Annotated in this window: 21 protein-coding genes; 14 read left to right on the top strand and 7 right to left on the bottom strand. The window is 70.5% G+C overall.

What is annotated here, in order from left to right; translation table 11 throughout:
- Window positions 1-67: 67 nt before the first annotated feature.
- Genes DT073_RS15660 through DT073_RS15645 form a run of 4 tightly spaced genes read right to left on the bottom strand, consistent with a single transcriptional unit; the run spans window position 68 to window position 3,849 of the window.
- Window positions 68-763 (bottom strand): response regulator transcription factor, encoded by a 696-nt coding sequence (locus DT073_RS15660; protein ID WP_124294235.1) that lies wholly within the window; start codon window positions 761-763, stop codon window positions 68-70.
- A 20-nt stretch (window positions 764-783) separates the two neighbouring features.
- Window positions 784-2,085 carry a sensor histidine kinase gene (locus DT073_RS15655; RefSeq protein ID WP_124294234.1) on the bottom strand — a complete coding sequence of 434 codons (1,302 nt, stop codon included), beginning with the start codon at window positions 2,083-2,085 and terminating at the stop codon, window positions 784-786.
- Between the two features lie 10 nt (window positions 2,086-2,095).
- The gene (locus DT073_RS15650) at window positions 2,096-2,941 is read right to left on the bottom strand and encodes an ABC-2 transporter permease family protein (RefSeq protein ID WP_124294233.1); all 846 of its coding nucleotides are present in this window, start codon (window positions 2,939-2,941) and stop codon (window positions 2,096-2,098) included.
- On the bottom strand, window positions 2,938-3,849 hold the full coding sequence (locus tag DT073_RS15645; protein WP_124294232.1) for an ABC transporter ATP-binding protein: 912 nt from the start codon (window positions 3,847-3,849) through the stop codon (window positions 2,938-2,940). The genes DT073_RS15650 and DT073_RS15645 overlap by 4 nt, the downstream gene beginning before the upstream one ends.
- 930 nt (window positions 3,850-4,779) lie before the next feature.
- Here DT073_RS15645 and DT073_RS15640 point away from each other — a divergent pair.
- The 9 genes from DT073_RS15640 to DT073_RS15600 all read left to right on the top strand — a co-directional run bounded on the left by DT073_RS15640 (window position 4,780) and on the right by DT073_RS15600 (window position 14,132).
- Complete coding sequence (locus DT073_RS15640; protein WP_124294231.1) at window positions 4,780-5,832, top strand: LacI family DNA-binding transcriptional regulator; 1,053 nt, start codon at window positions 4,780-4,782, stop codon at window positions 5,830-5,832.
- A 76-nt stretch (window positions 5,833-5,908) separates the two neighbouring features.
- Entirely contained in the window at window positions 5,909-7,195 is a 1,287-nt protein-coding gene (locus DT073_RS15635) for a sugar ABC transporter substrate-binding protein (protein ID WP_124294230.1), read from the top strand.
- Between the two features lie 62 nt (window positions 7,196-7,257).
- Window positions 7,258-8,199 (top strand): carbohydrate ABC transporter permease, encoded by a 942-nt coding sequence (locus DT073_RS15630; RefSeq protein WP_124294229.1) that lies wholly within the window; start codon window positions 7,258-7,260, stop codon window positions 8,197-8,199.
- 1 nt (window position 8,200) lies between these two features.
- Window positions 8,201-9,160, top strand: a complete 960-nt coding sequence (locus DT073_RS15625) for a carbohydrate ABC transporter permease (protein WP_124294228.1) — start codon at window positions 8,201-8,203, stop codon at window positions 9,158-9,160.
- 71 nt (window positions 9,161-9,231) lie between these two features.
- On the top strand, window positions 9,232-10,191 hold the full coding sequence (locus DT073_RS15620) for a glycoside hydrolase family protein (RefSeq protein WP_124294569.1): 960 nt from the start codon (window positions 9,232-9,234) through the stop codon (window positions 10,189-10,191).
- 365 nt (window positions 10,192-10,556) lie between these two features.
- On the top strand, window positions 10,557-11,438 hold the full coding sequence (locus DT073_RS15615; protein ID WP_124294227.1) for an AraC family transcriptional regulator: 882 nt from the start codon (window positions 10,557-10,559) through the stop codon (window positions 11,436-11,438).
- Window positions 11,439-11,585: 147 nt separating this feature from the next.
- Window positions 11,586-12,665 carry an FUSC family protein gene (locus DT073_RS15610; protein ID WP_240638643.1) on the top strand — a complete coding sequence of 360 codons (1,080 nt, stop codon included), beginning with the start codon at window positions 11,586-11,588 and terminating at the stop codon, window positions 12,663-12,665.
- A 31-nt stretch (window positions 12,666-12,696) separates the two neighbouring features.
- Window positions 12,697-13,284 carry an ArsR/SmtB family transcription factor gene (locus tag DT073_RS15605; protein WP_124294226.1) on the top strand — a complete coding sequence of 196 codons (588 nt, stop codon included), beginning with the start codon at window positions 12,697-12,699 and terminating at the stop codon, window positions 13,282-13,284.
- A complete protein-coding gene (locus DT073_RS15600; RefSeq protein ID WP_124294225.1) occupies window positions 13,281-14,132 on the top strand; it encodes a M23 family metallopeptidase in 852 nt (283 codons plus the stop codon). Before DT073_RS15605 ends, DT073_RS15600 begins: the two co-directional genes overlap by 4 nt.
- A 44-nt stretch (window positions 14,133-14,176) precedes the next feature.
- On the opposite strand, the gene DT073_RS15595 is transcribed toward DT073_RS15600, so the two are convergent.
- Window positions 14,177-14,923 carry a hypothetical protein gene (locus DT073_RS15595; RefSeq protein ID WP_124294224.1) on the bottom strand — a complete coding sequence of 249 codons (747 nt, stop codon included), beginning with the start codon at window positions 14,921-14,923 and terminating at the stop codon, window positions 14,177-14,179.
- Between the two features lies 1 nt (window position 14,924).
- Window positions 14,925-15,458, bottom strand: a complete 534-nt coding sequence (locus tag DT073_RS15590) for an RNA polymerase sigma factor (protein ID WP_124294223.1) — start codon at window positions 15,456-15,458, stop codon at window positions 14,925-14,927.
- A 184-nt stretch (window positions 15,459-15,642) separates the two neighbouring features.
- Between DT073_RS15590 and DT073_RS15585 the strand changes: the two genes are divergently transcribed.
- The 4 genes from DT073_RS15585 (at window position 15,643) to glmM (ending at window position 20,006) form a co-directional block, all read left to right on the top strand.
- Window positions 15,643-17,418, top strand: a complete 1,776-nt coding sequence (locus DT073_RS15585) for a BCCT family transporter (RefSeq protein WP_124294222.1) — start codon at window positions 15,643-15,645, stop codon at window positions 17,416-17,418.
- Between the two features lie 250 nt (window positions 17,419-17,668).
- Entirely contained in the window at window positions 17,669-18,115 is a 447-nt protein-coding gene (gene rplM / locus DT073_RS15580) for a 50S ribosomal protein L13 (RefSeq protein ID WP_124294221.1), read from the top strand.
- 26 nt (window positions 18,116-18,141) lie between these two features.
- Window positions 18,142-18,627 carry a 30S ribosomal protein S9 gene (gene rpsI, locus DT073_RS15575; RefSeq protein WP_124294220.1) on the top strand — a complete coding sequence of 162 codons (486 nt, stop codon included), beginning with the start codon at window positions 18,142-18,144 and terminating at the stop codon, window positions 18,625-18,627.
- Window positions 18,628-18,647: 20 nt separating this feature from the next.
- Complete coding sequence (gene glmM, locus DT073_RS15570) at window positions 18,648-20,006, top strand: phosphoglucosamine mutase (protein ID WP_124294219.1); 1,359 nt, start codon at window positions 18,648-18,650, stop codon at window positions 20,004-20,006.
- Between the two features lie 180 nt (window positions 20,007-20,186).
- On the opposite strand, the gene DT073_RS15565 is transcribed toward glmM, so the two are convergent.
- The gene (locus tag DT073_RS15565) at window positions 20,187-22,070 is read right to left on the bottom strand and encodes a hypothetical protein (RefSeq protein ID WP_124294218.1); all 1,884 of its coding nucleotides are present in this window, start codon (window positions 22,068-22,070) and stop codon (window positions 20,187-20,189) included.
- A 100-nt stretch (window positions 22,071-22,170) separates the two neighbouring features.
- Between DT073_RS15565 and DT073_RS15560 the strand changes: the two genes are divergently transcribed.
- The gene (locus tag DT073_RS15560) at window positions 22,171-22,698 is read left to right on the top strand and encodes a cupin domain-containing protein (RefSeq protein ID WP_124294217.1); all 528 of its coding nucleotides are present in this window, start codon (window positions 22,171-22,173) and stop codon (window positions 22,696-22,698) included.

The raw sequence follows: 22,698 nt of genomic DNA, 5'->3' as shown, positions 1-22,698 counted from the left end.
CTGCCTGTGCGGCGCGCGAGCGACGTTTTGTGACGGGTCGCGGGCACGTGGGGCCGCGCGATACGTGTCAGTCGGCGCGCGGGCGACCCTGCGGACGCAGCAGTCCGTGCTCGTACGCGTAGATGACGAGGTGTACGCGGTCGCGGGCGTTCAGCTTCGTCAGCAGCCGACCGACGTGGGTCTTCACCGTCGACTCGGCGACGAACTGCCGCTCCGCGATCTCGGCGTTGCTGAGGCCTTCGCCGATGGCGGTCAGCACCTCGAGCTCGCGAGGCGTCAACGATGCCGCTTCGCCGGACAGCTCCGTCGGCTCCGCCGGCACGTCCCGGCCGAACAACTCGAGCATGCGGCGAGTGATGCGAGGCGCGAGCGCGGCATCCCCGGCGTGCACCGCGCGGATCGCGGCGAGGAGGTCTGCCGGGCGGGCGTCTTTCAGCATGAACCCGCTCGCCCCGGCGCGGATCGCGGCGAAAGCGTGCTCGTCGAGGTCGAAGGTGGTGAGGATCAGCACCCGCGGAGGGTGCGGGCCGGCCACGATCGACGCGGTCGCGGCGATGCCGTCGACCCGCGGCATCCGCACATCCATCAGAACGACGTCCACCTGACGCGCGCGGGTCAGCTCGATCGCCTCATGCCCATCGGAGGCCTCGCCGACGACGTCGATGTCGGGCTCCGCCTCGAGCACCATGCGCAGGCCCGCGCGCACGAGCGCCTGATCGTCGGCGATCGCCATCCGGATTCGACTGCCCGCGATGTCGGACATCGTGCTGCTCCTCGTTTCGCTCACTCTCGCTCTCCGTCGGGCCGCTCTGGCGCCGGCAACACGGCGCGGACCCGCCACCCGTTGATCCCGCGCGGCCCCGCCTCGAAGGTGCCGCCGTACAGCGCCACCCGTTCCCGCATACCGATCAGGCCGTGACCGTCAGCGCCGCTGTGGCGGGCGTCGACAAGCGAGCGCTGAGACCCCACCCCGTCATCGACCACCTCGACCCTCAGGTCCCCATCGACCCGCTCGATCGTCACGTCCACCCGTCGGGCGGACGGGGCGTGGCGCAACGCATTGGTCAGCGCCTCCTGCACGATCCGGTAGACGGTCAGTTGCAGGTTCGGATCCGTGACACCCGCCCCCGCCGTCGTCAGTGTGACCGGCAGCCCCGCGGCGCGGAAGCTTTCGAGCAGCTCAGGGAGGGCCGCGGTTCCCGGCTGCGGCGCCCTCGCGTCGGCGGCTGTCGTGTCGGGGTCGGCGAGCACCCCCAGCATCCGCCGCATCTCCACGAGCGCATCGCGTCCGGTGTCTGCCACCAGTCGCATCCCCTCGGCCGCGCGGCCGGGGTCGCGGGCGGACGTCGCGGCGCTGCCGTCGGCGAGGGTGACCATCACAGTCAGGCTGTGCGAGACGATGTCGTGCATCTCGCGGGCGATCCGCGACCGCTCGAGCGCGGTCGCGAGCTGCGCCTGCCGGTCACGTTCACGGGCCAGATCTTCCACGCGGGCGATGAGGGCCCCGACGTAGCGGCGACGGTTGCCGACGTTGATGCCGATCAGGGTTCCGATGAGCGGGGTGGCCACCGCCTGGGCCAGCGCGAGGAGGAAGAGCGTCGACGGTGCGATGAACGGGCTCGGTTCGACGAAGGAGACGACCGCCGCCGCCGCCGTACCGACCGCCGCCGAGCCGGCGAACCCGATCCATGCGGACCGGGTCGATCGATACACGGCGAGCGCATACAGGCCGATGGCGATCGCGAGCACGTTGACAGACTCGAGGGGGTAGACCACGAGGGTCGTCATCCAGCCGGCACCGACCAGCACCCAGGGCCTGCGTCGGCGGAACACCACCATGATGACCGCCGTCACCGAGACCAGGAGGACGCCGGTGATACTCACCCACAGCGGCATCGGGTCGATGGGGGCGGCCAGAGTGAGTGCCGAGAGGACCGGGAGGAAGTACGCCGCGGCGACCAGGATGTCGACGAGCAACGGATGCCTCGCCCAGAACCGCCGGATCACTCCCGGCGGCCGCGGCAGGCGCAGCTCTCCCCCGACCGCCGTCACCGGGCGATCGGGGGAGAGCCGAGCAGCGGTCATACCGTCGACGTTACGCGTCGCGGGTGCGCAGCATGACGGCCGCCGCGGCGGCGGGGACCGCCACCCACAGGCCTGTGACCAGCAGGTTCACCCACATTCCCAGCGCGTCACCCTCGGGTGTCAGGGTGGCGGAGCTGTAGATGCCGGCGCCGGCGCTGGACAGAAGGTACGGAACGGCGTCACGCGCCCACTCCGCGGGGACGAGGCCGAGGATGGTGGGGAGGATCAGCAGGACGCCGACCACAACGGCGATCCCGCCTGCGCTGCTGCGGACGAGCGCACCGACCGTGAGGGCGAACAGCGAGACCATCGCGAGGTAGAGGGCGGCGCCCAGGAGCGGCCAGAAGACGCCCGGGTCGGTGATCGGCGCGGCGATGTCTTCCTGCGACAGCATCAGCGACGCGACGAGGTACGCGGCGACGTTCGCGATCAGGCCGACGATGAACGTCGCCGAGAAGAGCACGATTCCCTTCGCCGCGAGAGCCGAGATGCGCCCCGGCACCGCCAGGAACGTCGAGCGGACCATGCCGGTGGTGTACTCGCCGCTGATCACCAGGACGCCGAGGATGCCCGCGATGAGCTGGCCGAAGGTGACGCCGGCGACGGAGGCCTGCACGACGGTCTGGATCGGCTGCGCGCCGGGCGCTTCGCCGGCGACACCCTCCGGGATGTTCGTGATTGCGAACGCAACGAGGGCGGCGAGTCCGACCGAGATCGCGACGAGGAGTGCGTACGACCAGATGGTCGACCGCACGGTGCGAAGTTTGATCCACTCCGAGCGGACCGTGCCGGGGAAGGTCAGGCGCGCGTCGGCGAGGGTGTCGGCGGGGGTAGGCGACATGGTCGCGGTGGTCATCGGACCGCCTCCGTTCGATATTCCACCGCGTCCGCGGTGAGGTCCATGTATGCCTCTTCCAGTGAGGCGTTGAGGGGGGTCAGTTCGTGGATGGCGACGCCGTGCTTGGCGGCGAGATCGCCGACGACCGGCGCATCCACCCCGGTGATCTCGAGCAGATCCGACGCCGAACGGGTGATCGTGACGTCGGGAGCGGCGACGAGCTCGGCGAGCATGCTCGCCTGCGGCGAGCGGACCCGCAGCCGCGGGCCTGTGCCGCCGGCGATGATGTCGGCGACCGGGGCGTCGGCGATGATCCGGCCCTTGCCGAGCACGATGAGGTGGTCGGCGGTCAGCGCCATCTCGCTCATCAGGTGAGACGAGAGGAACACCGTGCGTCCTTCGGCGGCGAGGTGCTTCACGAGCTGCCGCACCCACAGGACGCCCTCGGGGTCGAGGCCGTTGACCGGTTCGTCGAGGATGATCGTCGCGGGGTCTCCGAGAAGGGCCGCCGCGATGCCGAGACGCTGACCCATGCCGAGGGAGAAGCCTCCGACGCGTCGGCGTGCGACCGACTCCAGGCCCGTCAGCTCGATCACCTCGCGGACGCGCTTCTTGCCGATCCGGTGGGTGGCGGCCATGGCGAGGAGGTGATTCTCGGCCGTACGGCCGGTGTGCACGGCTTTGGCGTCGAGGAGCGCGCCGACTTCGCGGAGCGGGGCACGGTGGGCCGCGTACGCACGGCCGTTGACCGACACGGATCCCGCGGTCGGGCGATCGAGCCCGACGATCATGCGCATCGTGGTGGACTTGCCCGCGCCGTTCGGGCCGAGGAACCCCGTCACCTGGCCGGAGTTCACGGTGAAATCTATGGTGTCGACGGCGGTCTTGGCGCCGTACCTCTTCGTGAGGCCTTCTGCACTGATCATGGACCTCACGCTACGGATGGGGCTGCCCCGCCACATCCGCCCTCAGCATGAACCGTGCCGCGCCGGGTCCTCCCGTGGTACCGGTCGAGGTTCCCACCGGCACCACGACCCGTCAGAGGATGCTGCCTGCGCGGCCGGTCGGCGACGTTTTGTGACGGGTCGCGGGCGCGCAACGGCACGGCATGAGCGATCACCAGCGCGAGGTGAGGTCGCCGGCGTTGCGGGATGTCACGAGTGTTGCAGCGAGTCGCCCGCATTCTGCGACGCTCGGGCAGTTCTGCGACCGTCGTGACGCGCGGGGCGCGGCGCGGCGGAGCGCAGCGCGACGGGAGAGTGACGAGAAGAGCAGGCGCCGGGACCGAGGGCGGGGGGCGTCGCAGTCCCGGCGCCTGCGCCTAAACGGCCGGCAGCGGGGGAAGGCTGCGACGACCGGGCCTGCCGGAGGGCGTCGCGGCGCCATCGATCCACCTGACGGTGTGCGTGGCGAGCGTCGACATGGATCCCTCTCGGATTCATCGGCGGGTGCCCGACGGGGCGGACGGGCTGCGGCGACACGAAGGCCTGGGGGCGCGTCGCACGCAAGAGGCGGGGGACCTCCTGAGGTGACTGTATGCCTGCCGGTCGCGCAAGAGAGGGAACCTTCGGGTTTCGGGGCGCGACGTTTCGGGCATAGGGGTTCGGCGGCCCGCGGCATCCGGGATTCCGATATACCACCCGCCCGCCCGCCCACAGAGAACGCGAGGGTGCACTCCTTCCCCGCGAGGGTGCACTCATTCCCCGCGCAGGAGTGCACCCTCGCCGGCAGGGAGCGCACCCTCGCCGGCAGGGAGCGCACCCTCGCGAAAAAGGGTTGACGACGCGCGCGAGCGCGGTGCATAATCTGATAAATCGATTTATCACCTCGACCGAAGCCTCACACGATGGAGTGACATGAGCCGGCCCCGCATCTCCGATGTCGCCGCAGCCGCGGGCGTGTCGGTGACGACGGTGTCTCTGGTGATGAACGACGTCGAGTCCCGCATCTCCGAGACCACCCGCCAGCGCGTACGAGAGGCCGCCGTCGCCGTCGGCTACGCGCCGAGCTCGGTGGCGCGCAGCCTCCGCACGCGCCAGACCCGCACGGTCGGCCTCATCTCCGACCAGATCGCCACGACGCCCTTCGCCGGCCGCATGCTCGCCGGTGCGCAGGACGCCGCCCGCGAGAACGGCCACCTCGTGATCTTCGTCGACACCGGCGGCGACGAGGGGGTCGAGCGCGACGCGATCTCGGCGCTGCGCGCCCAGCAGGTCGACGCGATGATCTACGCCTGCATGTGGCACCGCGTGGTCGAGGTGCCCGAGTCGCTGCCGGCCGGATCGGTGTTCCTCGACTGCCGTCCCGTGAACGGCGGCTTCCCGAGCGTCGTCCCCGCCGACCGGGAGGGCGGCTACGCCGCGACCCGCGTGCTCATCGAGGCCGGTCATCGCCGGATCGCGTTCCTCGACACCTCCGACGGCCCGATCGCCTCGTTCCTCCGCCTCGAGGGGTACCACCAGGCGCTGACCGACGCAGGCATCCCCATCGACCCGGCCCTGCACATCCGCGGTGGCGAGTCGACGGCGCACGGGGCTCGGCTCGCCGCCGAACGTCTCCTCGACCTGCCTGCCGACCAACGGCCGACCGGCATCTTCTCCTTCAACGACCGCATGGCCGTCGGCGTCTACAACGCCGCGCACCGCCGCGGTCTCCGCATCCCCGACGACCTCTCGGTCGTGGGCTACGACGACCAGCTGCTGGTCGCCGCGGAACAAGACCCACCCCTCACCACCGTCGCCCTGCCCCACTACGAAATGGGTCGCTGGGCGATGGAGGTCGCGCTCGGCGTCCGCGCGGATGGGAACACCGACGCCACGCACCGCATGGAATGTCCCGTCATCCGACGGGAGTCCGTGGGCCCGCCGCCGGCGCACGTCGCCAAACAGAGCCGACGGCGGACCACTTGAGATACCGAACGACCGCCGAAGCGGTCCCCGATCGGTGGTCGACGTAGCGGTCGACCACCAGAACAGGAAATCACAGATGCGCAGAACAGTCCCGGCTTTTGTTGCGGCCGGCGCCATTGGAGCCCTCGCCCTCACCGGCTGCGGGCAGGCCGGCCAGGGCAGCACCACCACCGAAGACGGTCGCACCCAGATCACGATGTGGACCCACTCCGCCGGCAACCCCGCCGAGCTCGAGGTCTACGAACGGATCATCTCCGACTTCAACGCGTCGCAGGACCAGTACGAGGTCGTCGAAGAGTCCTTCCCGCAGGGCGCCTACAACGACGCGATCGTCGCCGCCGCGGCATCCGGAGATCTTCCCTGCCTTCTCGATCTCGACGGCCCGATCATGCCCAACTGGGCCTGGGCGGAGTACATCCAGCCGCTCGGGATCTCCACCGAGATCACCGACTCGCTCCTGCCGACCGCGGTGGGAGTGTGGAACGACGAGATCTACTCCGCCGGGTACTGGGATGCCGCGCTGTCGATCTTCGCCCGCGAGTCGGTGCTCACCGAGAACGGCATCCGCATCCCGACGGTCGACGAGCCCTGGACGGCGGACGAGTTCAACGCCGCCCTCCAGACTCTGAAGGATGCCGGCTACGAGACGCCCATCGACATCGGCGCGGAGGACACCGGCGAGTGGTGGCCGTACGCGTACTCGCCGCTCCTGCAGAGCTTCGGCGGCGACCTCATCGACCGCGACACGATGCTGAGCGCCGACGGTGCGCTCAACGGACCGGAAGCCGTCGCCTGGGGCGAGTGGTTCCAGGGCCTCTTCGCGGATGGTCTCGCCAGCAACAGCGGCACGATCGGCAACCAGGAGTTCGTCGACGACGAGGTCGCGCTCAGCTACACCGGCGTCTGGAACGCCCTGGCCTCGGTCGAGGCGATCGGCGATGACCTCGTCATCCTGCCCCCGCCCGACCTCGGCAACGGCCCGGTCATCGGCGGCGGCTCGTGGCAGTGGGCGATCTCGTCCACCTGCGAGGAGGTCGAGGGTGCCCGCGAGTACCTGGAGTTCAGCTTCCAGGACGAGTACATCACCGAGTTCGCCGACAAGCAGATCGTGATCCCCGCGACCGAGGGCGCCGCCGAGACGTCCGAGTACTTCGGCCCCGACGGCGTGCTGCGTCCCTTCGTCGAGCTGTCGCAGCAGTTCGCGGTGCTCCGCCCCGAGACCCCGGCCTACGCGGTGATCTCCACCACGTTCGAGACCGCGGCGAAAGACATCATGAACGGCGCCGACGTGCAGGAGACCCTCGACCGGGCCGTGCAGGAGATCGACGCCAACATCGAATCCAACGACGGCTACGGCTTCTGATCACTGACCGTGCGGGCGGGGAGCCGCCGCTTCCCGCCCGCACGATTCGGGAAAGACTTCTCATGACTGTCACGCCTCCGACGGTCGCGGCCGAGACACCTCAGCGCGCGACCCGCCGCTTCCGCACCACGAAGGGTCGAGAGACCTGGGCGGGCCTGGCGATGATGGCACCCGCCGGCATCCTGCTGGTGCTGTTCCTCATCATCCCCGTCATCCTCGCCTTCACCCTCTCGTTCACCAACGCCCGTCTCATCTCACCGAACCCGCCGCGCTTCGTCGGGCTCGACAACTTCGTCCGCGCCTTCACCGCCGACGGCGTCTTCGTGCAGTCGGTCTGGAACACCTTCCTCTTCGCCCTCGTCGTGGTGCCGGTGCAGGCAGGCCTCGGCCTCCTGCTGGCGGTCCTGGTCAACAGACGGATGCGAGGGGTCACCGCCTTCCGGGTGATCTTCTTCATCCCGGTCGTGACCTCGATCGTCGTGGTCTCGATCCTGTGGCGCTTCCTCTACCAGCCGAACGGCCTCATCAACTCGATGATCGACACGATCACCTTCGGGGCGTGGTCGGGCATGGACTGGCTGAACAATCCGCAGACCGCGCTCGGCGCGATCATCGTGCTGTCGATCTGGCAGGCCGTCGGGTTCCACATGATCATCTGGCTCGCGGGGCTGCAGACCATCCCCGCAGAGCTCTACGAGGCGGCCAAGATGGATGGCGCCGGCCCCTGGCGCCAGTTCGTCAGCGTCACCTGGCCGGGCCTTCGCCCCACGATGGTGTTCGTCCTCGTCACCATCACCATCGCCGCGCTCGGACTCTTCGTCCAGATCGACGTGATGACCCAGGGCGGGCCGGTGAACAGCACGTCCACGATCGTCTACTACGCCGTGCGCAAGGGATACGAGCAGCAGGAGATCGGCTACGCCGCCGCCATCTCGCTGATCTTCTTCGTCGCGGTACTCATCATCGCCCTCATCCAGCGGCGCCTGACGAGGGAGAAGGATTGACATGACCGACACCCGCAGCCGCCCGCGCACTGGGCCCGAGGGCCGCGCCGCGGCATCCGCTCGGATCGCCACCGACGCCAGCGAGAAGCGGCGCCGGCGCACCGGGAAGATCTTCCTCTACGCCGCCATGTCGGTGTTCGCGGTGATCTTCCTCTTCCCGCTGGTGTTCATGTTCGTCTCGAGCCTGAAGCCCGACGCCCAGATCCTGCAGGACATCGACTCGCCCATGGCCTTCCTGCCGGTCGGCGACATCAGCCTCGACAACTACTTCGGGGTGTTCGACCGGGTGCCCGTCGCGCAGTTCCTGTTCAACTCGGTGCTCGTCACCGTCTTGACGGTGGGTCTCGGGCTGATCGTCAACTCGATGGCCGGTTTCGCGCTGTCGCGCCTGGCGTGGCGGGGCCGATTCGTCGTGCTCGCGATCATCATCGCCACCCTCATCGTGCCCTTCGAGACGATCGCGGTGCCGATGGTCTACTGGGTCGCGCAGCTGCCGACGCTCGTGATCGAAGGCGGGGTGCTGAAGTACGACTTCGGATGGCTCAACACCTACGAGGTGCAGATCGTGCCCTTCATCGCCAACGCCTTCTCGATCTTCCTGTTCACGCAGTACTTCTCCACGATCCCCAAGTCGCTCGACGAGGCGGCGCGCATCGACGGAGCCGGCTGGTTCACCATCTACCGGCGGATCATCGTGCCCCTCTCGGGCCCGGCATTCGCCACGGTGGCGATCCTCACCTTCCTGCCGGCGTGGAACCAGTACCTCTGGCCCCTCATGGTCGTGCAGCGCGAGGAGCTGCGGCCGGTGATGGTCGGCATGCAGTACTTCTTCCAGCTCAACACCGCCTGGGGTGAGGTCATGGCCTACACCTCGCTCATCACCCTGCCCGTGCTGATCGTCTTCCTGGTGTTCCAGCGGGCGTTCGTCTCGTCGATCGCCGCGAGCGGGGTGAAGGGATGATGCGGGGCGCTGTCACCGGTTCGCCCGACGTCTCTCTCGACGTCTCTCTCGATGTCTCTGAAAGGTCTGCTGTGTTCGATCTGCCCGGTTCCTGGGTGTGGGATTTCTGGTTCGCCGACGACGGAGAGCAGTACCACCTGTTCTTCCTCTACGCCTCACGTGCGCTCGGCGACCCCGACGCGCGGCACTACCGGGCGGCGATCGGGCACGCGGTCTCGACCGACCTGCAGTCGTGGACCCAGGTGGCCGACGCGCTCGTGCACTCCGACGCGCCGGCGTTCGACGACCTGGCGACGTGGACCGGCTCGGTGGTGCGGCACCCGGACGGCACCTGGTACCTCTTCTATACGGGGGCGTCGCTGGATGCCGGCGGCAAGAACGTGCAGCGGATCGGATACGCGACCTCGCCCGACCTCCTGACCTGGACCAGGGCGCCCGGGCCGGTGGCGTCGGCCGAGGCGCCCTGGTACGAGACGCTCGACTCGGGCGACTGGCACGACGAAGCGTTCCGCGACCCGTGGGTGTTCCCCGATCCCGACGGGAACGGGTGGCACATGTACGTCACGGCGCGTGCGCCCGAGGGGCCCGCGTTCGGGCGCGGGGTGATCGGGCACGCCTGGTCGCGCGACCTGCGCTCGTGGGAGCTGCGCCCGGCGCTGAGCGCGCCGAGCGAGCACGGGTTCGGGCAGCTCGAGGTCACGCAGGTCGAGGTCATCGACGGCCGCCCGGTGCTGATCTTCTCGTGCGGAAGTGAGCACGCGATGCCGTCGCGGGCGGGGGAGCCCGGAGGCGGAGGAACGTGGGCGATCAACGCCGACAGCGTGCTCGGGCCGTTCGACGTCGACGCGGCCTACCCGGTGACCGACGAGCGGCTGTACGTGGGACGGCTCCTGCGGCGGCGCTCGGACGGGCAATGGCTGCTGTTCGCGTTCCGCAACGCCGACGCCGAGGGGCGGTTCGTCGGGGGAGTGATCGACCCGCTGCCGGTGGCGTGGTCCGGCGACCGGCTGGTCGCCGGCCCGCGCGCCTAGCGCCCCGCCCCGGCCGCGAGGCCCCGGCCGCGAGGGTGCGCTCGCTCCTCACGAGGGTGCACTCCCCGGCCGCGAGGGTGCGCTCCCTCCCCGCGAGGGTGCGCTCCCTCCCCGCGAGGGTGTCCTCCGTGCCCGCCGGTGGTGCGCACCTGCGGGCAACGCGTGCACCCTCGGGCGTGGTGCGTGCACCCTCGCGGGCTGCGCGTGCACCCTCGCGGGCTGCGCGTGCACCCTGGCGGGCTGCGCGTGCACCCTCGCGCGCGCCGACCGACCCGGGCATCGATTGTCGGGCGTGACGCCGCCCGCCCTTCCTAGCATCGACACGTCGGCCATCCGGTCGGCAGGATGACACGGGAAGGAACGCGATGCTCGAACGGTGGAACGACGCGATCGACCTCATCGAGGAGAACCTCGAAACGCAGATCGACGTCGCCGCGCTCGCCCGCGCGGCCGTCACGTCGGAGTACCACTTCCGCCGCGTGTTCTCGGTGCTCGCCGGGATGCCGCTGTCGGAATACGTCCGGCGACGTCGGATGAGCGTCGCCGCCGCCGACGTGCTCGAGGGCAAGCCCCTCATCGACGTCGCCCTACGTTTCGGGTACGGCTCCGCCGATGCGTTCCGCCGCGCGTTCGTCGCCGTGCACGGGCTCACGCCTGAGCAGGCCCGCCGTCCCGGCGCCATCCTCACGGCTCAGCCTCGTCTGCGGCTGCGTCTCACCATCGAAGGGAGCTCCCCCATGCGCCACCGCATCGTCGACCTCGAACCGTTCCGCATCGCCGGGCCCGGCGCCAGGATTCCGCTGGTGTACCGCGGGCCGAACCCCGACATGATCGCGTTCCACCGCTCGTTGCCGCCGACGATCGCCGATCAGCTGGCCGCGATCAGTGACATGGATGACCCGGCGGGACCCTTCTCGGTGTCCACCGACTTCGCGCCGGATCGCGCGGACGGCAGCGAGTTCCACTACGTCTACGGGGTCGCGACCCGGCGGCCGGCAGGCGACATCCCGGAGTCGTTCGACACGCTCGAGGTGCCCGCACAGACGTGGGTGGTGTTCGACGTGGCGGCCGAGACCGGCTTCTTCGATGCGCTCCAGCAGGTGTGGGCCGACGCCTACGGCGACTGGTTCCCCTCGCATCCGTATCGGACGGTCGCAGCACCCGAGATCCTCGCGGTGCATGAGCGGTCGGATGACGGCGACTCCGGCCGTGCCGAGCTCTGGCTCGCCGTCGAGCGAGACGCATAGCCGCGCTGCCCCGCGCTGAGCTCGGTGGGGGCGGGTCGCGAGAGTAACCGCCCCCGGCCGGGTCGGGGACGCCGTTGAGTGAGGCCCGGCGCTCGCCTACAGTCGCGAGCAGTGATGCCCCCCTCGCCCCCCGGAATGAGGCACCCCATGGCACAACGCGTCTCGGAGGTCTCCGCGCACTGGTGGCGGGAGATGACCGCACCCCCGCGGCTCCTCATGGCCGCCAAGACGGCGATCGGCTGTGCGCTGGCGTGGGTGCTCGCGCCCCTGCTGCCGACCGAGGACCAGTACTCCTACTACGCGCCGCTGGGCGTGCTGGTGAGCATGTATCCGACGGTCGCAGCGTCTGCGAGGTCAGGTGCGCAGGCACTGCTCGGACTCGCCGTCGGCATCGGCCTCGGTCTCCTCGGCATCGTGGCCCTGTTCGCAGGGCTTCCCGCCGTGCTGACGCTCGCCCTCGTCATCGCGATCGGGGTGATCATCGGCGGCATCCGTGCGCTGGGTGTCGGCCGGGAGTGGGTGGCGATCGCGGCGCTGTTCGTGCTGCTGCTGAGCGGTTCGCAGGCCGACGACTTCTCGGTGTCATACCTGCTGACGGTGGGCTTCGGGGTGCTCGTCGGGGTGGTCATCAACGTCTTGATCGTGCCGCCGGTCTACCTCGACACCGCGAGCGGACGACTGTCGGAGCTGCGCGACGAGATCGCCCAGCTCCTGCGCGTGCTCGCAGACCGTGTGGCCGAGGGGAACATCGACGCGGCCGAGGTGTCCGAGCCCGACGCCGGCCTCGACGCCGTCATCGCCGACGTCCATGAGGAGGTGCGCGAGGCCGACGAGAGCCTGCGCGGCAACCCGCGGGGTCGCCGGCACCGCGCCGAGCAGCGCGAGAATCTGCAGCGGATGCGCGCGCTCGAGCGCATCGCGTTCTACAGCCGCGACCTCGCCGATGTCCTCTCCGCGCTCGACCGCGAGAAGGATGCCGCGGTCGGACTCGAGGCGCGTGGCGCGCTCGCCGTCGCGATCCGCCGGTGCGCCGATCTCGTCGCGACCCCCATCGGCGACAGTTCCTCCTCGGCGCGGTCGGCCGATGCCGACCTGGCCGTCGGGGCCTACGCCGACGCGCTCACCGCCGCGACCGGACCCGCCGGCGTCGCCCGTCGGTCGACGGCGGTCTCCCTTCTCCAGCGGATCATCGACGCGTCACTGCCGTTCGTCTCCGACAGACGGTGATGAATACTACGTAAGTACGTAGTATTGAAGAATGGATGCGACCGCGCTCGATGATCTGCGCCAGGAGGTCGCTGCGCTCGCCGCTCGCCTCACCGCTCTAGAAGCCGAAGCCGCCCCCGCGGCGCCCGGCGCCCCGGCCGCCCCGGCCCCCGCGCCCGGCGACGCCCAGGCCCCCGGCCCCGGCCCCGGCCTCGACCCCGAGACCTTCTGGGCCCTCCATGGACTTCAGGCCCGCCTCGCCGACCACCCGAGCACCACCGACGGTGCGGTGATGCTCGTCGGTTCGGTCCGCCTGCCCGGCGGCGGCGGCGACGTGGTCTGGCAGCAGGGTTTCGGCGCCGAGGGGCTCCTCGCTGCGGAGTGGTCCGCCCACGCCGCCACGCTCGCCGCGCTGGGGCATCCGGTCCGCCTCGAACTGCTGCGGCAGATCCTCGCCGGCCGTCACACCACGGCCGACCTCGCCACCCTCGACGATCTCGGGACCACCGGCCAGCTCCACCACCACCTCCGCCAGCTCGTCGCGACCGGCTGGGTGCGTCAGAGCGGCCGCGGCAGCTACGAGGTGCCGGCCACACGTGTCGTGCCTCTCCTCGCCGTCATCGCGGGGGCGGAGCGGTGACCCGCGTCATCCTCGCCCTCTATCGCGTTCGGGGCGTCCTCTACTATCCGGCCGCCGCAGTGCTCGTCCTCCTGGCACTGTCGGCCGCGCTCTTCCGCGACGTCGAGGCGCCGGCGGTGCGTGCCGTCGTCGCGGCGCTGGGGGTGCTCGCGCTCCCGGCGGTGGTCGTCGCGGTGCTGTGCGTCCTCCTCTCGGTGCTGGCGCCGCGTCTTCTTCCCGAACGGGAGCGGATGACGTTGGCCCCGCCCGTCCGCGGACGTTGGCTGGCGGTCAACAGCCCCGCCACCAAAGTGCCGAGCCATGGCGTTCGCGCGTGGGGGCAGGCGTACGCGATCGACCTGGTGAGCGAGCCGACCGACGGTGCACGCCCCGCCTTCGGCGAGGGACCTGCCATGCGCCCGCCTGAGGACTACCCCGCATTCGGTGCGCCGGTGTTCGCGATGATCGACGGCACCGTGGTGCGGCGCGTCGACGGCATGCGCGACCACCGGTCTCGATCGAGCCTGCTCGCCTTCGTCTACATGATGGTCGAGGGGATGCTGCGAGAACTCGGCGGTGCGCGCTTCATCCTCGGCAACCACGTCGTCATCCGCGGCGAAGGTGGCGTGTGCGCGGTCGTCGCGCATCTGCAGCGCGGATCGGTCGCCGTGAAGGTGGGCGACCGGGTGCGCGCGGGCGACGTGATCGCCCGGTGCGGCAATTCCGGAAACACCAGCGAGCCGCACGTGCACGCTCAGCTCATGGACCGTGCGTCGGCGTGGACGGGGCAGGGTGTGCCCATGGCGTTCGCCGTCGATGGATCGGCAGAGCTGCCCGCCGACGGCGAGCACCTGGTGGTCGCCGGGTAAGGCGGGATCAGCGGTCGCAGTGGGGGTGGAGCGCGATTCCCGAGTCACTGGCCCTGGGTGAGCACGACCCACGACTCGCCGGGGTACTCGCTCGCCAAGAACGCGGACAGCCGCGCCTGGAGGGCGGCGAGATCGCGATCGCCTTGACCCCACCCCGTCCACTCCATCCCGTCGACGGTGTGGACGTACGAGTGGGGCAGCCCGGTGGGCTCACTGGTCACGACCCACCACAGCACGCTGTTCGGCGAGTCGGACTGGTCGTCCGGCAAGCCGACGTACGTCGGCCGGATGAGCGCCACCTTCGTGCCGAGCTGCCACGCTGCGTATGCGGCGAGCGCATCGGTCCGGGCGGACCGCTCACTGTTGCGGGCCGGGTCGTCGCCCGCGGCATCCGGACCGATGGCATCCAGCTCCGCCTGCGCATCCGCAGGCGCGTAAGGCGGCGAGGGGGGTTCGGTCTCGGTCTGGCTCGGAGTCGGTATGGGGCTCGGTGTTTGGGTGGGGGTGAGGGTGGGAGTGGAGGTGGGCGTCGGAGTGGGCGGGGGCGTCGGCGTGCGTGTGGGGGACGACGTGGCCGAGGCGGTTGGGCTGGGAGCCGCGACCTCGGGGGCTCTCCAGAACTGGGAGCTGAGGGCGACCGCCGTGACTCCCGCGACCAGAACGACCCCGATCGTGACGGCACCGATCCGGCCGCGTCGTGCGCGCGCTGCCGAGAGCCGCTCTGCGCCACCGATGACGCGGTTGGACATGTCCCGAAGTTCGTCGGGGCGGAGTGTGTCGTCGTTCGCCATCTCAGGCCTCCTGCAGGTGGGCGAGTTCGCCGCGGAGCCGTGTTTTCGCTCGGGCGAGTCGGGATTTGACGGTGCCGACCGGAACGCCCAGGGCCGTGGCCGCCTCGCGCTCGGTGAATCCGGCGAGGACGGTCAGGACCATGACGCTGCGCTCGCGCGCCGTAAGCCGGTCGAGAGCCGCGAGGGCGCCGGTCTGATCGATGGTCTCGATCGGGTCGATGGTGTCGCGCCGCGGCTCGGCCCGGTCGAGCAGCGTGCGGTACCGGCGCGCCGAGCGCTCGAGGTTGCGAGCCGAGTTCGTGACGGCATTCACAAGCCACGGAAGCGGGGATCCGTCGACGAGGCGCACGGTCCGGCGGTGCCGCCACAACTCGAAGAAGGCGATCGTGACGGCGTCCTTCGCGTCTTCGCGTGTGCTCAGGAAGCGCGATGCGTGCCGGAAGAGCCGCGGGCCGTGGCGCGCGAGGAGAGGACGCAGCGCGTCCGCGTCCCCAGCGAGCACACGCATCCAGTCATCGCCGTCTTCATCGCCCATGATCAGTAGTGTCCACGAACCCCGCGAATGGTTCGGTCTGTTGTGTGAGCGATTTCGGTGACGCGCTGAGCGACCTCGTATTCGCTTCGCGGCTCGGCCCGGCCTCCGCCCACCCGCCGTCCGCCCACCGTCCGCGCACCCGCTCAACTGGCGGCCGGCGTGTCGCCCTGGCTAGCCTGGACGGATGGCTGACACCCGAAAGGCCATGACGGCCGACCCCGCCCGGCGCTCGACCATCGAACGATGGGTCTTCTGGCCCGCTGCAACGATCGCCCTGGCCTTCAGTGCCTTCGCGCTTCTCGCCCCCGATCTTGCGGAGGCGTCGTTCGGCGCCATCCAGACGAGCATCGTCAACGCCTTCAACTGGTACTACGTGCTGATCGCGGCCTTCTTCGTCGCGTTCGCGCTCTTTCTCGGATTCAGCCGGTTCGGCGACATCCGCCTCGGTCGCGACGACGATGAGCCGGAGTTCTCCCTCGGCGCCTGGTTCTCGCTTCTCTTCGCCGCCGGGATGGGAATCGGGCTGGTGTTCTACGGGGTGAGCGAACCCCTCAGCCACTTCGTCTCACCCCGGCCCGGCGTCACTGGCACCCCTGAACAGCTCGCGCAGGCCGCCCTCAGCCAGACCTACCTCCACTGGGGCGTGCAGGCCTGGTCGATCTATGTGATCGTCGGGCTGAGCCTCGCCTACGCGATCCACCGCCGCAAGCGCCCGATCTCCATCCGATGGGCCCTCGAGCCGCTTCTCGGCGACCGGGTGCGCGGCGGCTGGGGGAACGCGATCGACGCCATCGCCCTCGTCGGCACCCTCTTCGGCGTCGCCACCTCGCTCGGCCTCGGTGTGCTGCAGATCTCCGCCGGCCTCGACTTCGCCGGCCTGGTCGAACCGAGTGAGCCGATCCAGCTCGCCATCATCGGCGTCATCTCGGTGCTCGTGCTCATCTCGGTGCTCTCGGGCGTCACCCGGGGAATGAAGTGGCTGTCGTCGTTCAACCTCATCCTCGCCGGCATCCTCGTTCTCTATCTGCTCGTCTTCGGGCAGACCGAGTTCCTGCTGCGCGAGTGGGTGCAGTCGATCGGCAACTACATCCAGAACTTCGTCGGACTGTCGTTCAACGTCACCGCCTTCCAGGGCGAGGCGGGCGAGTCGTGGCAGGCCAGCTGGACCTCCTTCTACTGGGGCTGGTGGATCGCCTGGGCGCCGTTCGTCGGCATCTTCATCGCCCGCATCTCGCGAGGCCGAACCGTGCGTCAGTTCGTGATGGGCGTCATCATCGTGCCGACGCTCGTGACGCTGCTGTGGTTCGCCGTCCTCGGCGGGTCGGCGATCTACCTCGAACTCACTCAGCCGGGATCGCTCACCGCGGCCGACGGCTCGGTCGATGTCAACACCGCGCTGTTCCAGCTGCTGCAGTTCCTCCCCGGCACCCCGGTGCTCACCGCGGGTGTGCTGCTGCTGATCACGATCTTCTTCGTCACCTCGGCCGACTCCGGAGCCCTCGTCATGGGCATGATCGCCACCGGCGGCGACATCAACCCGAAGCGCTGGGTGCGGGTGTTCTTCACCCTCACCACCGCCGTCCTCGCAGGCGCGCTGCTCGTGACCGGAGGCCTGCAGGCCCTCCAGACCGCGGCGATCATCATCGCGCTGCCCTTCAGCGTCGTGATGCTCATGATGTGCTGGTCGACCGTCGTCGCCTTCAGTCGCGAGCGGCGGGCCTACGAGCGCGCAGCGCGCACGCAATTCGTCGACCAGATCGGCGAGTACTACGGCCTCGAGGTCGAAGAATCCTCTTCGGGGGGCGTCGTCCGCGAGCCGTCGTGGCTCCGGCGCGTCTCGTCGCGGCTCACCGGCCGTCCCGTCGCGGCCGGCGAGGTCTCCGAGAACGGTGTGGAGAAATCGGACGCCGCGGAGCCGGCCGATGACGACCATGTTCACCTCGCGCGCAGCGAGAACTGACGAGTGCACCCTCGCGGGTGTTGGGGTGCACCCTCGCGGGTGGGGAGTGCACCCTCGCGGGTGGGCGTGGAGGGCGGGTTTGGCCGTGGCATCCGGATGACGTAAGCTAACCCTTTGGTGCGAAGTCTGCTGGCAGCGCACCGCGAACGTGAGCCCTCCACCGGCCTGTTTCCCCCGGCATCCGCCGGGATAACGACCACCGGAGCGGGATTCACGAACCACTCCGTTCGATCAAGAAAGCAGCACTACTGTGACGCGTACTTTCACTCCCAAGGCTGGCGAGATCCAGCGCGACTGGCTGGTCATCGACGCCACCGACGTCGTTCTCGGCCGCCTCGCCTCGCACGCCGCCGCCCTCCTGCGTGGCAAGCACAAGGCGAGCTTCGCCAACCACCTCGACTCCGGTGACTTCGTCATCATCGTCAACGCCGACAAGGTCGCCCTCACGGGCAACAAGCGCGAGCAGAAGATGGCCTACCGTCACTCGGGTTACCCGGGCGGTCTGAAGGCCGTCACCTACACCGAGCTTCTCGAGAAGAACCCGGTCCGCGCGGTGGAGAAGGCCGTTCGCGGCATGCTCCCCAAGAACAGCCTCGGCCGTGCCCAGCTGTCCAAGCTCAAGGTGTACACGGGTGCCGAGCACCCGCACGCCGCGCAGCAGCCTAAGACGTACACCTTCGACCAGGTCGCCCAGTAAGCGCCGCACACATTAAGGACAGACTCGTGGCGAAGATCTCCGACTCCATCGACACCGACTCCAACTTCTCGACCGAGACCCCGGTCGACACCGACGCCGCAGCCGTCGAGCGCCCCGTGCTCTCGGTCCCCGGCTCGGCCGTGGGCCGCCGCAAGCAGGCCATCGCCCGCGTGCGCCTCATCCCGGGCTCGGGCACCATCACGGTCAACGGCCGCACGTTCGAGGACTACTTCCCGAACAAGCTCCACCAGCAGCTGATCACCGACCCCTTCACGGTGCTGAACCTCACCGGTGCGTACGACGTCATCGTCCGCATCTCGGGTGGTGGCCCCTCGGGTCAGGCCGGCGCGCTGCGCCTCGGCATCGCTCGTGCGCTCAACGAGATCGACGCCGAGAACAACCGCCCCACCCTGAAGAAGGCCGGCTTCCTCTCGCGCGACGCCCGCGTCATCGAGCGCAAGAAGGCGGGTCTGAAGAAGGCCCGCAAGGCTCCGCAGTACTCCAAGCGCTGATCGCGGAAACCTCCCGCCGTATGCCGCTCTTTGGCACGGACGGGGTGCGGGGGCTGGCCAACGGCCCCCTCACCGCCGATCTCGCACTCACCCTGGCCCAGGCGACCGCGGTCGTCCTGGGCCAGGGCCGCACTGCCGAGGCGCGTCGCGCCGCCGGCAAGCGCCTTTCCGCCGTGGTCGCCCGCGACCCGCGCGTCTCGGGAGAGTTCCTCTCCGCGGCCGTTCAGGCCGGGCTCGCGTCATCCGGAGTCGACGTCTTCGATGCCGGTGTGCTGCCCACGCCCGCCGCGGCGTTTCTCATCGCCGACATCGACGCCGACTTCGGTGTGATGGTCTCGGCGTCGCACAACCCCGCGCCCGACAACGGCATCAAGATCTTCGCCCGCGGCGGTGTGAAGCTGCCCGACATCGTCGAGCAGCGCATCGAGTCGGCGATGGAGTGGGACAAGCTCCAGCCCACCGGCGCCGGCGTCGGCCGCATCCGCCGGTTCGCCGACGCCGAGGACCGCTACGTGGTGCACCTGCTGGGCTCGCTCGAGCACCGCCTCGACGGCATCCACGTCGTGCTCGACTGCGCGCACGGCGCGGCTTCGGGGGTCTCGCCCGAGACGTTCCGCGACGCCGGTGCCCGCGTCACCGTCATCGGCGCCGACCCCGACGGACTCAACATCAACGACGGCGTGGGCTCGACGCACCTGTCACAGCTCGCTGCGGCTGTCCGCGACGCCGGGGCCGACCTCGGCATCGCGCACGACGGCGACGCCGACCGCTGCCTCGCCGTCGACGCCGAGGGCAACGTCATCGACGGCGATCAGATCATGGCGATCCTCGCGGTGGCGATGAAGCAGCGCGGCGCGCTCGCGCGTGACACGCTCGTGGCGACCGTGATGAGCAACCTCGGCCTGCATCGCGCGATGGCCGACCACGGCATCCGTGTGCTGCAGACCGCCGTCGGCGACCGGTACGTGCTCGAGGCGATGAACGAGGGTGGCTACTCGCTCGGCGGAGAGCAGTCGGGCCACGTCATCATGAGCCGTTTCGCCACGACCGGCGACGGTCTCCTCACCGGCCTGCAGCTGGTGTCGGAGATGGCCCGGACCGGGAAGTCCCTCGCCGAGCTCGCGTCGATTATGACGGTCTACCCGCAGATCCTCGTGAACGTGAAGGATGTCGACCGATCGCGCGCCGCGGACGACGAGGGCGTGCAGGCGGCCGTGGCCGCGGTGGCCGCCGAACTCGGCGACTCGGGCCGCGTGCTCCTGCGCCCGAGCGGCACGGAACAGCTCGTGCGCGTGATGGTCGAGGCCGCCGACGAGGTGACCGCGCGACGGCACGCCGAACAGCTCGCCGAGGTCGTGCGGGAGCGCCTGGCGCTCTAGCGCGCACCGCGCGCGCCACGTGCCCGCGCGAGCGGGGGCGCCACCGCGCGCCTCGCCGAGCCACCGCATCTGCGTCGAGCCGGCGTGCCCGCCGCGGTGGCTCGACGCGATCGCGGTGGCTCGCGCGGGCGGTCGGGGCGCGCTGCTGTCAGCCAGGACGAGCGCTGACTCCGGATCAGATCAGGATGACACGGCGGCGCGCCGTCGCACCCGAAGGCCGATGCCCGCGGTGATCAGCGTCGCGGCAGCGCCGATGCCGAGGAGCGCGGCACCTCCGCCGCCACTGTCGGCGAGCCGGGCTGTGCCGTCCGAGTCCCCGGATGACGCAGAGCCGTCTCCCGGACTGCCCGGCTGGACCGGAGTCGGGGACTCCTCGAGGTCGTCGGCGATCCCGAAGACGGGGATGACGATCGCGAGCCCGTCGGTGTCGTACCGGGGATCGAGGTTCCCCGCCGACACGAGGGTCGTCGCGCTGTCGACGTTCGACGAGCCCGCGCCGCCGCCACCTCCGGCCGAGGAGAACCCGCCGGCGCGGCCGAAGCTTCCGCCGTTCAGGATGCCACCACCGCCGCCACCGCCCGCCGCGCCGTCCCTGTGGTTCTCGCCGCTGTCACCGCCGGCCCCGTCAGCGAAGCCGCCGGGCCCGCCCTTGCCACCGAGATCGCCGCCACCGTCGCCGCCGGCGCCGGCGTCCCCGATACCGCCCGGAACGAGGGTGTCGATGGCGTTGCCGCCCGCGCCCCCCGGGCACGTGCAGATGGCGTCGAAGATCGGGCCTCCCGCGCCGCCGCCACCGCCGGCGCCGACGCGGGGCTCGCCCTCGCCCGTGATGAGAACAGCTGTCGACCCGCCACCGGTTCCGCCATCGTCGGACAGTGCACCGCGCTCGCCGCCCCGACCGCCTGAGGCCCAGCCGTACCCGCCGTTCTCGCCGCCGCATCCGGTCACGATCTGCAGCTGGGTGCCGGCGGAGGCGTCGAATCGCCCGGTCACCACGCCCCCGCTCCCGCCCTGACCCTCGTCCTCCGTCGATTCGCCGCTTGCGCCGCCGGCGATCGCGAAGGCGCCCGTCGCGCCCTCGGGGATGTCGAGGTCCTGGGTAGAGCCGTGGCATCCGAAGACCGTCGCTTCGCCGTTCGGGATGACGATCGCCACGCCGTTCCCGCTGTCGTTCCACGGCCCTGACGAGGTGAAGGCGGCTGTCGTCGCCACCGAGCTCGCGTACGAGGTGCCACCCGCGCCCCCACCGGCCGCGGGATACTCTTCGTCGCCGTCGGGGACTCCGACGCTTCCCGAGCCGCCTCCGCCGCGTTCGTCGGCGGAGTAGCCGCCGCCTCCGCCGCCCGACGTCGGGAGCGGCCCGAGGGCGCTGCGCTCCTTGCCGTCGTTGGTGTCGGACTCTCCCGCGCCGCCACCGGGGGCGCCGTCGGGGCCATCGCTGGCGGCGGCGGTGTACCCGTCCTTCGCCGGGCTACCCCCTGCGCCGCCGGCGCCGCCCGCGTCGGCCAAGCCGACGCTCGAGCCGCCGCCACCGCCTCCGCCGCCCGCGACGGCGATGAGGGCGGATGACCCGGCGTCGTACAGCGCCGATGATCCCCCGCCCGCGCCGCCCGTCGGCGTGCCGTCGACCACCGCGTCCCCGCCGCCGCCGCGTCCGCCGTCGCTGAAGCCGACGCCGGGAGTCGCTCCGCTACCGCCGCCGCCGAGCTCGATCCCCAGCAGGTCGCCCTCGCTGACGGGAAAGGTCACGACCGTCATGCCGCCCTGTCCGCCGGGGATGCCGTCGGAGCTTGCCGCACCTCGTCCGCCCACGAGGACGACGGTCATGCGGCTCGTTCCCTTCGGGACGGCGACGACCTGTTCCTCGCCGGGCGCGCCGGTCACCAGGCACGTGCCCGAGCTGAAGTCGCAGTCGACGGTGTCGGTCGCGGTGGCGGCCGTGGCGGAGCCTGCGGGCAGCACGGAGGCGAAGATCAGGCCCGTCACGACGACGAGCGTCGCCAGGAGACCCGTTTTCCGCCCGAAGCGGCCGCGCCGCACGTTGACCATCGCAGCGTCAGTCATGACCCGATCCTTTCCGTTGCCGCCGGGCCCCACGCCCACGCCGTCCGCCTTCGTCCGGCCCACCCTACGATGCGAGCGCGCGGGGCGCTACGTTCGAAACGTGACCCGACACGCCTCGCTCCGCCACGCTGTCCTCGCGACGACCGTCGCCGCCCTGACCCTCCTGCTCGGAGGCTGCGCTGCCGAGGCAACCGCCACCTCGGTCACGGTCGACGCGCCGACCCTGTCGGTGGAGGCGACCCCCGAGGCATCCGTCGTCCCCGCCGTTTCGGCGGTCGACGTCGCCGCCGGAGAGATCGACGAAGCGGTGGAGGTCGCCGTCGCGCCCGGCGCGGAAGGTGTGGGGGTGACGTTCCGCGAGATCACGCTGCAGCCGGGCGCCGGCACGGGCGAGCATTGTCACGCCGGCCAGCTGATCGCGGTGGTCAAGGAGGGCGCGCTCACCCACTACGCCCCGACCCACCCCGACGGCGTGCGCGTCTACGAGGCCGGCGAGGCGATCATCGAGGGCGCCGAATACGTGCACCAGGGCGTCAACGAGGGCGACATCCCCGTCGTGCTGTGGGTGACGTACGTGATTCCCGAGGGGGAGCCGCTGGCCGAGACCGACCTGGCCAACTGCGGCTGA

Origin of the sequence: Microbacterium sp. ABRD28 (assembly GCF_003850245.1) — a bacterium.
In the GTDB taxonomy this organism is placed as follows: domain Bacteria; phylum Actinomycetota; class Actinomycetes; order Actinomycetales; family Microbacteriaceae; genus Microbacterium.
The sequence above is the reverse complement of the archived record's forward strand: the minus strand, read 5'-3'. Positions and strand labels throughout refer to the sequence as shown.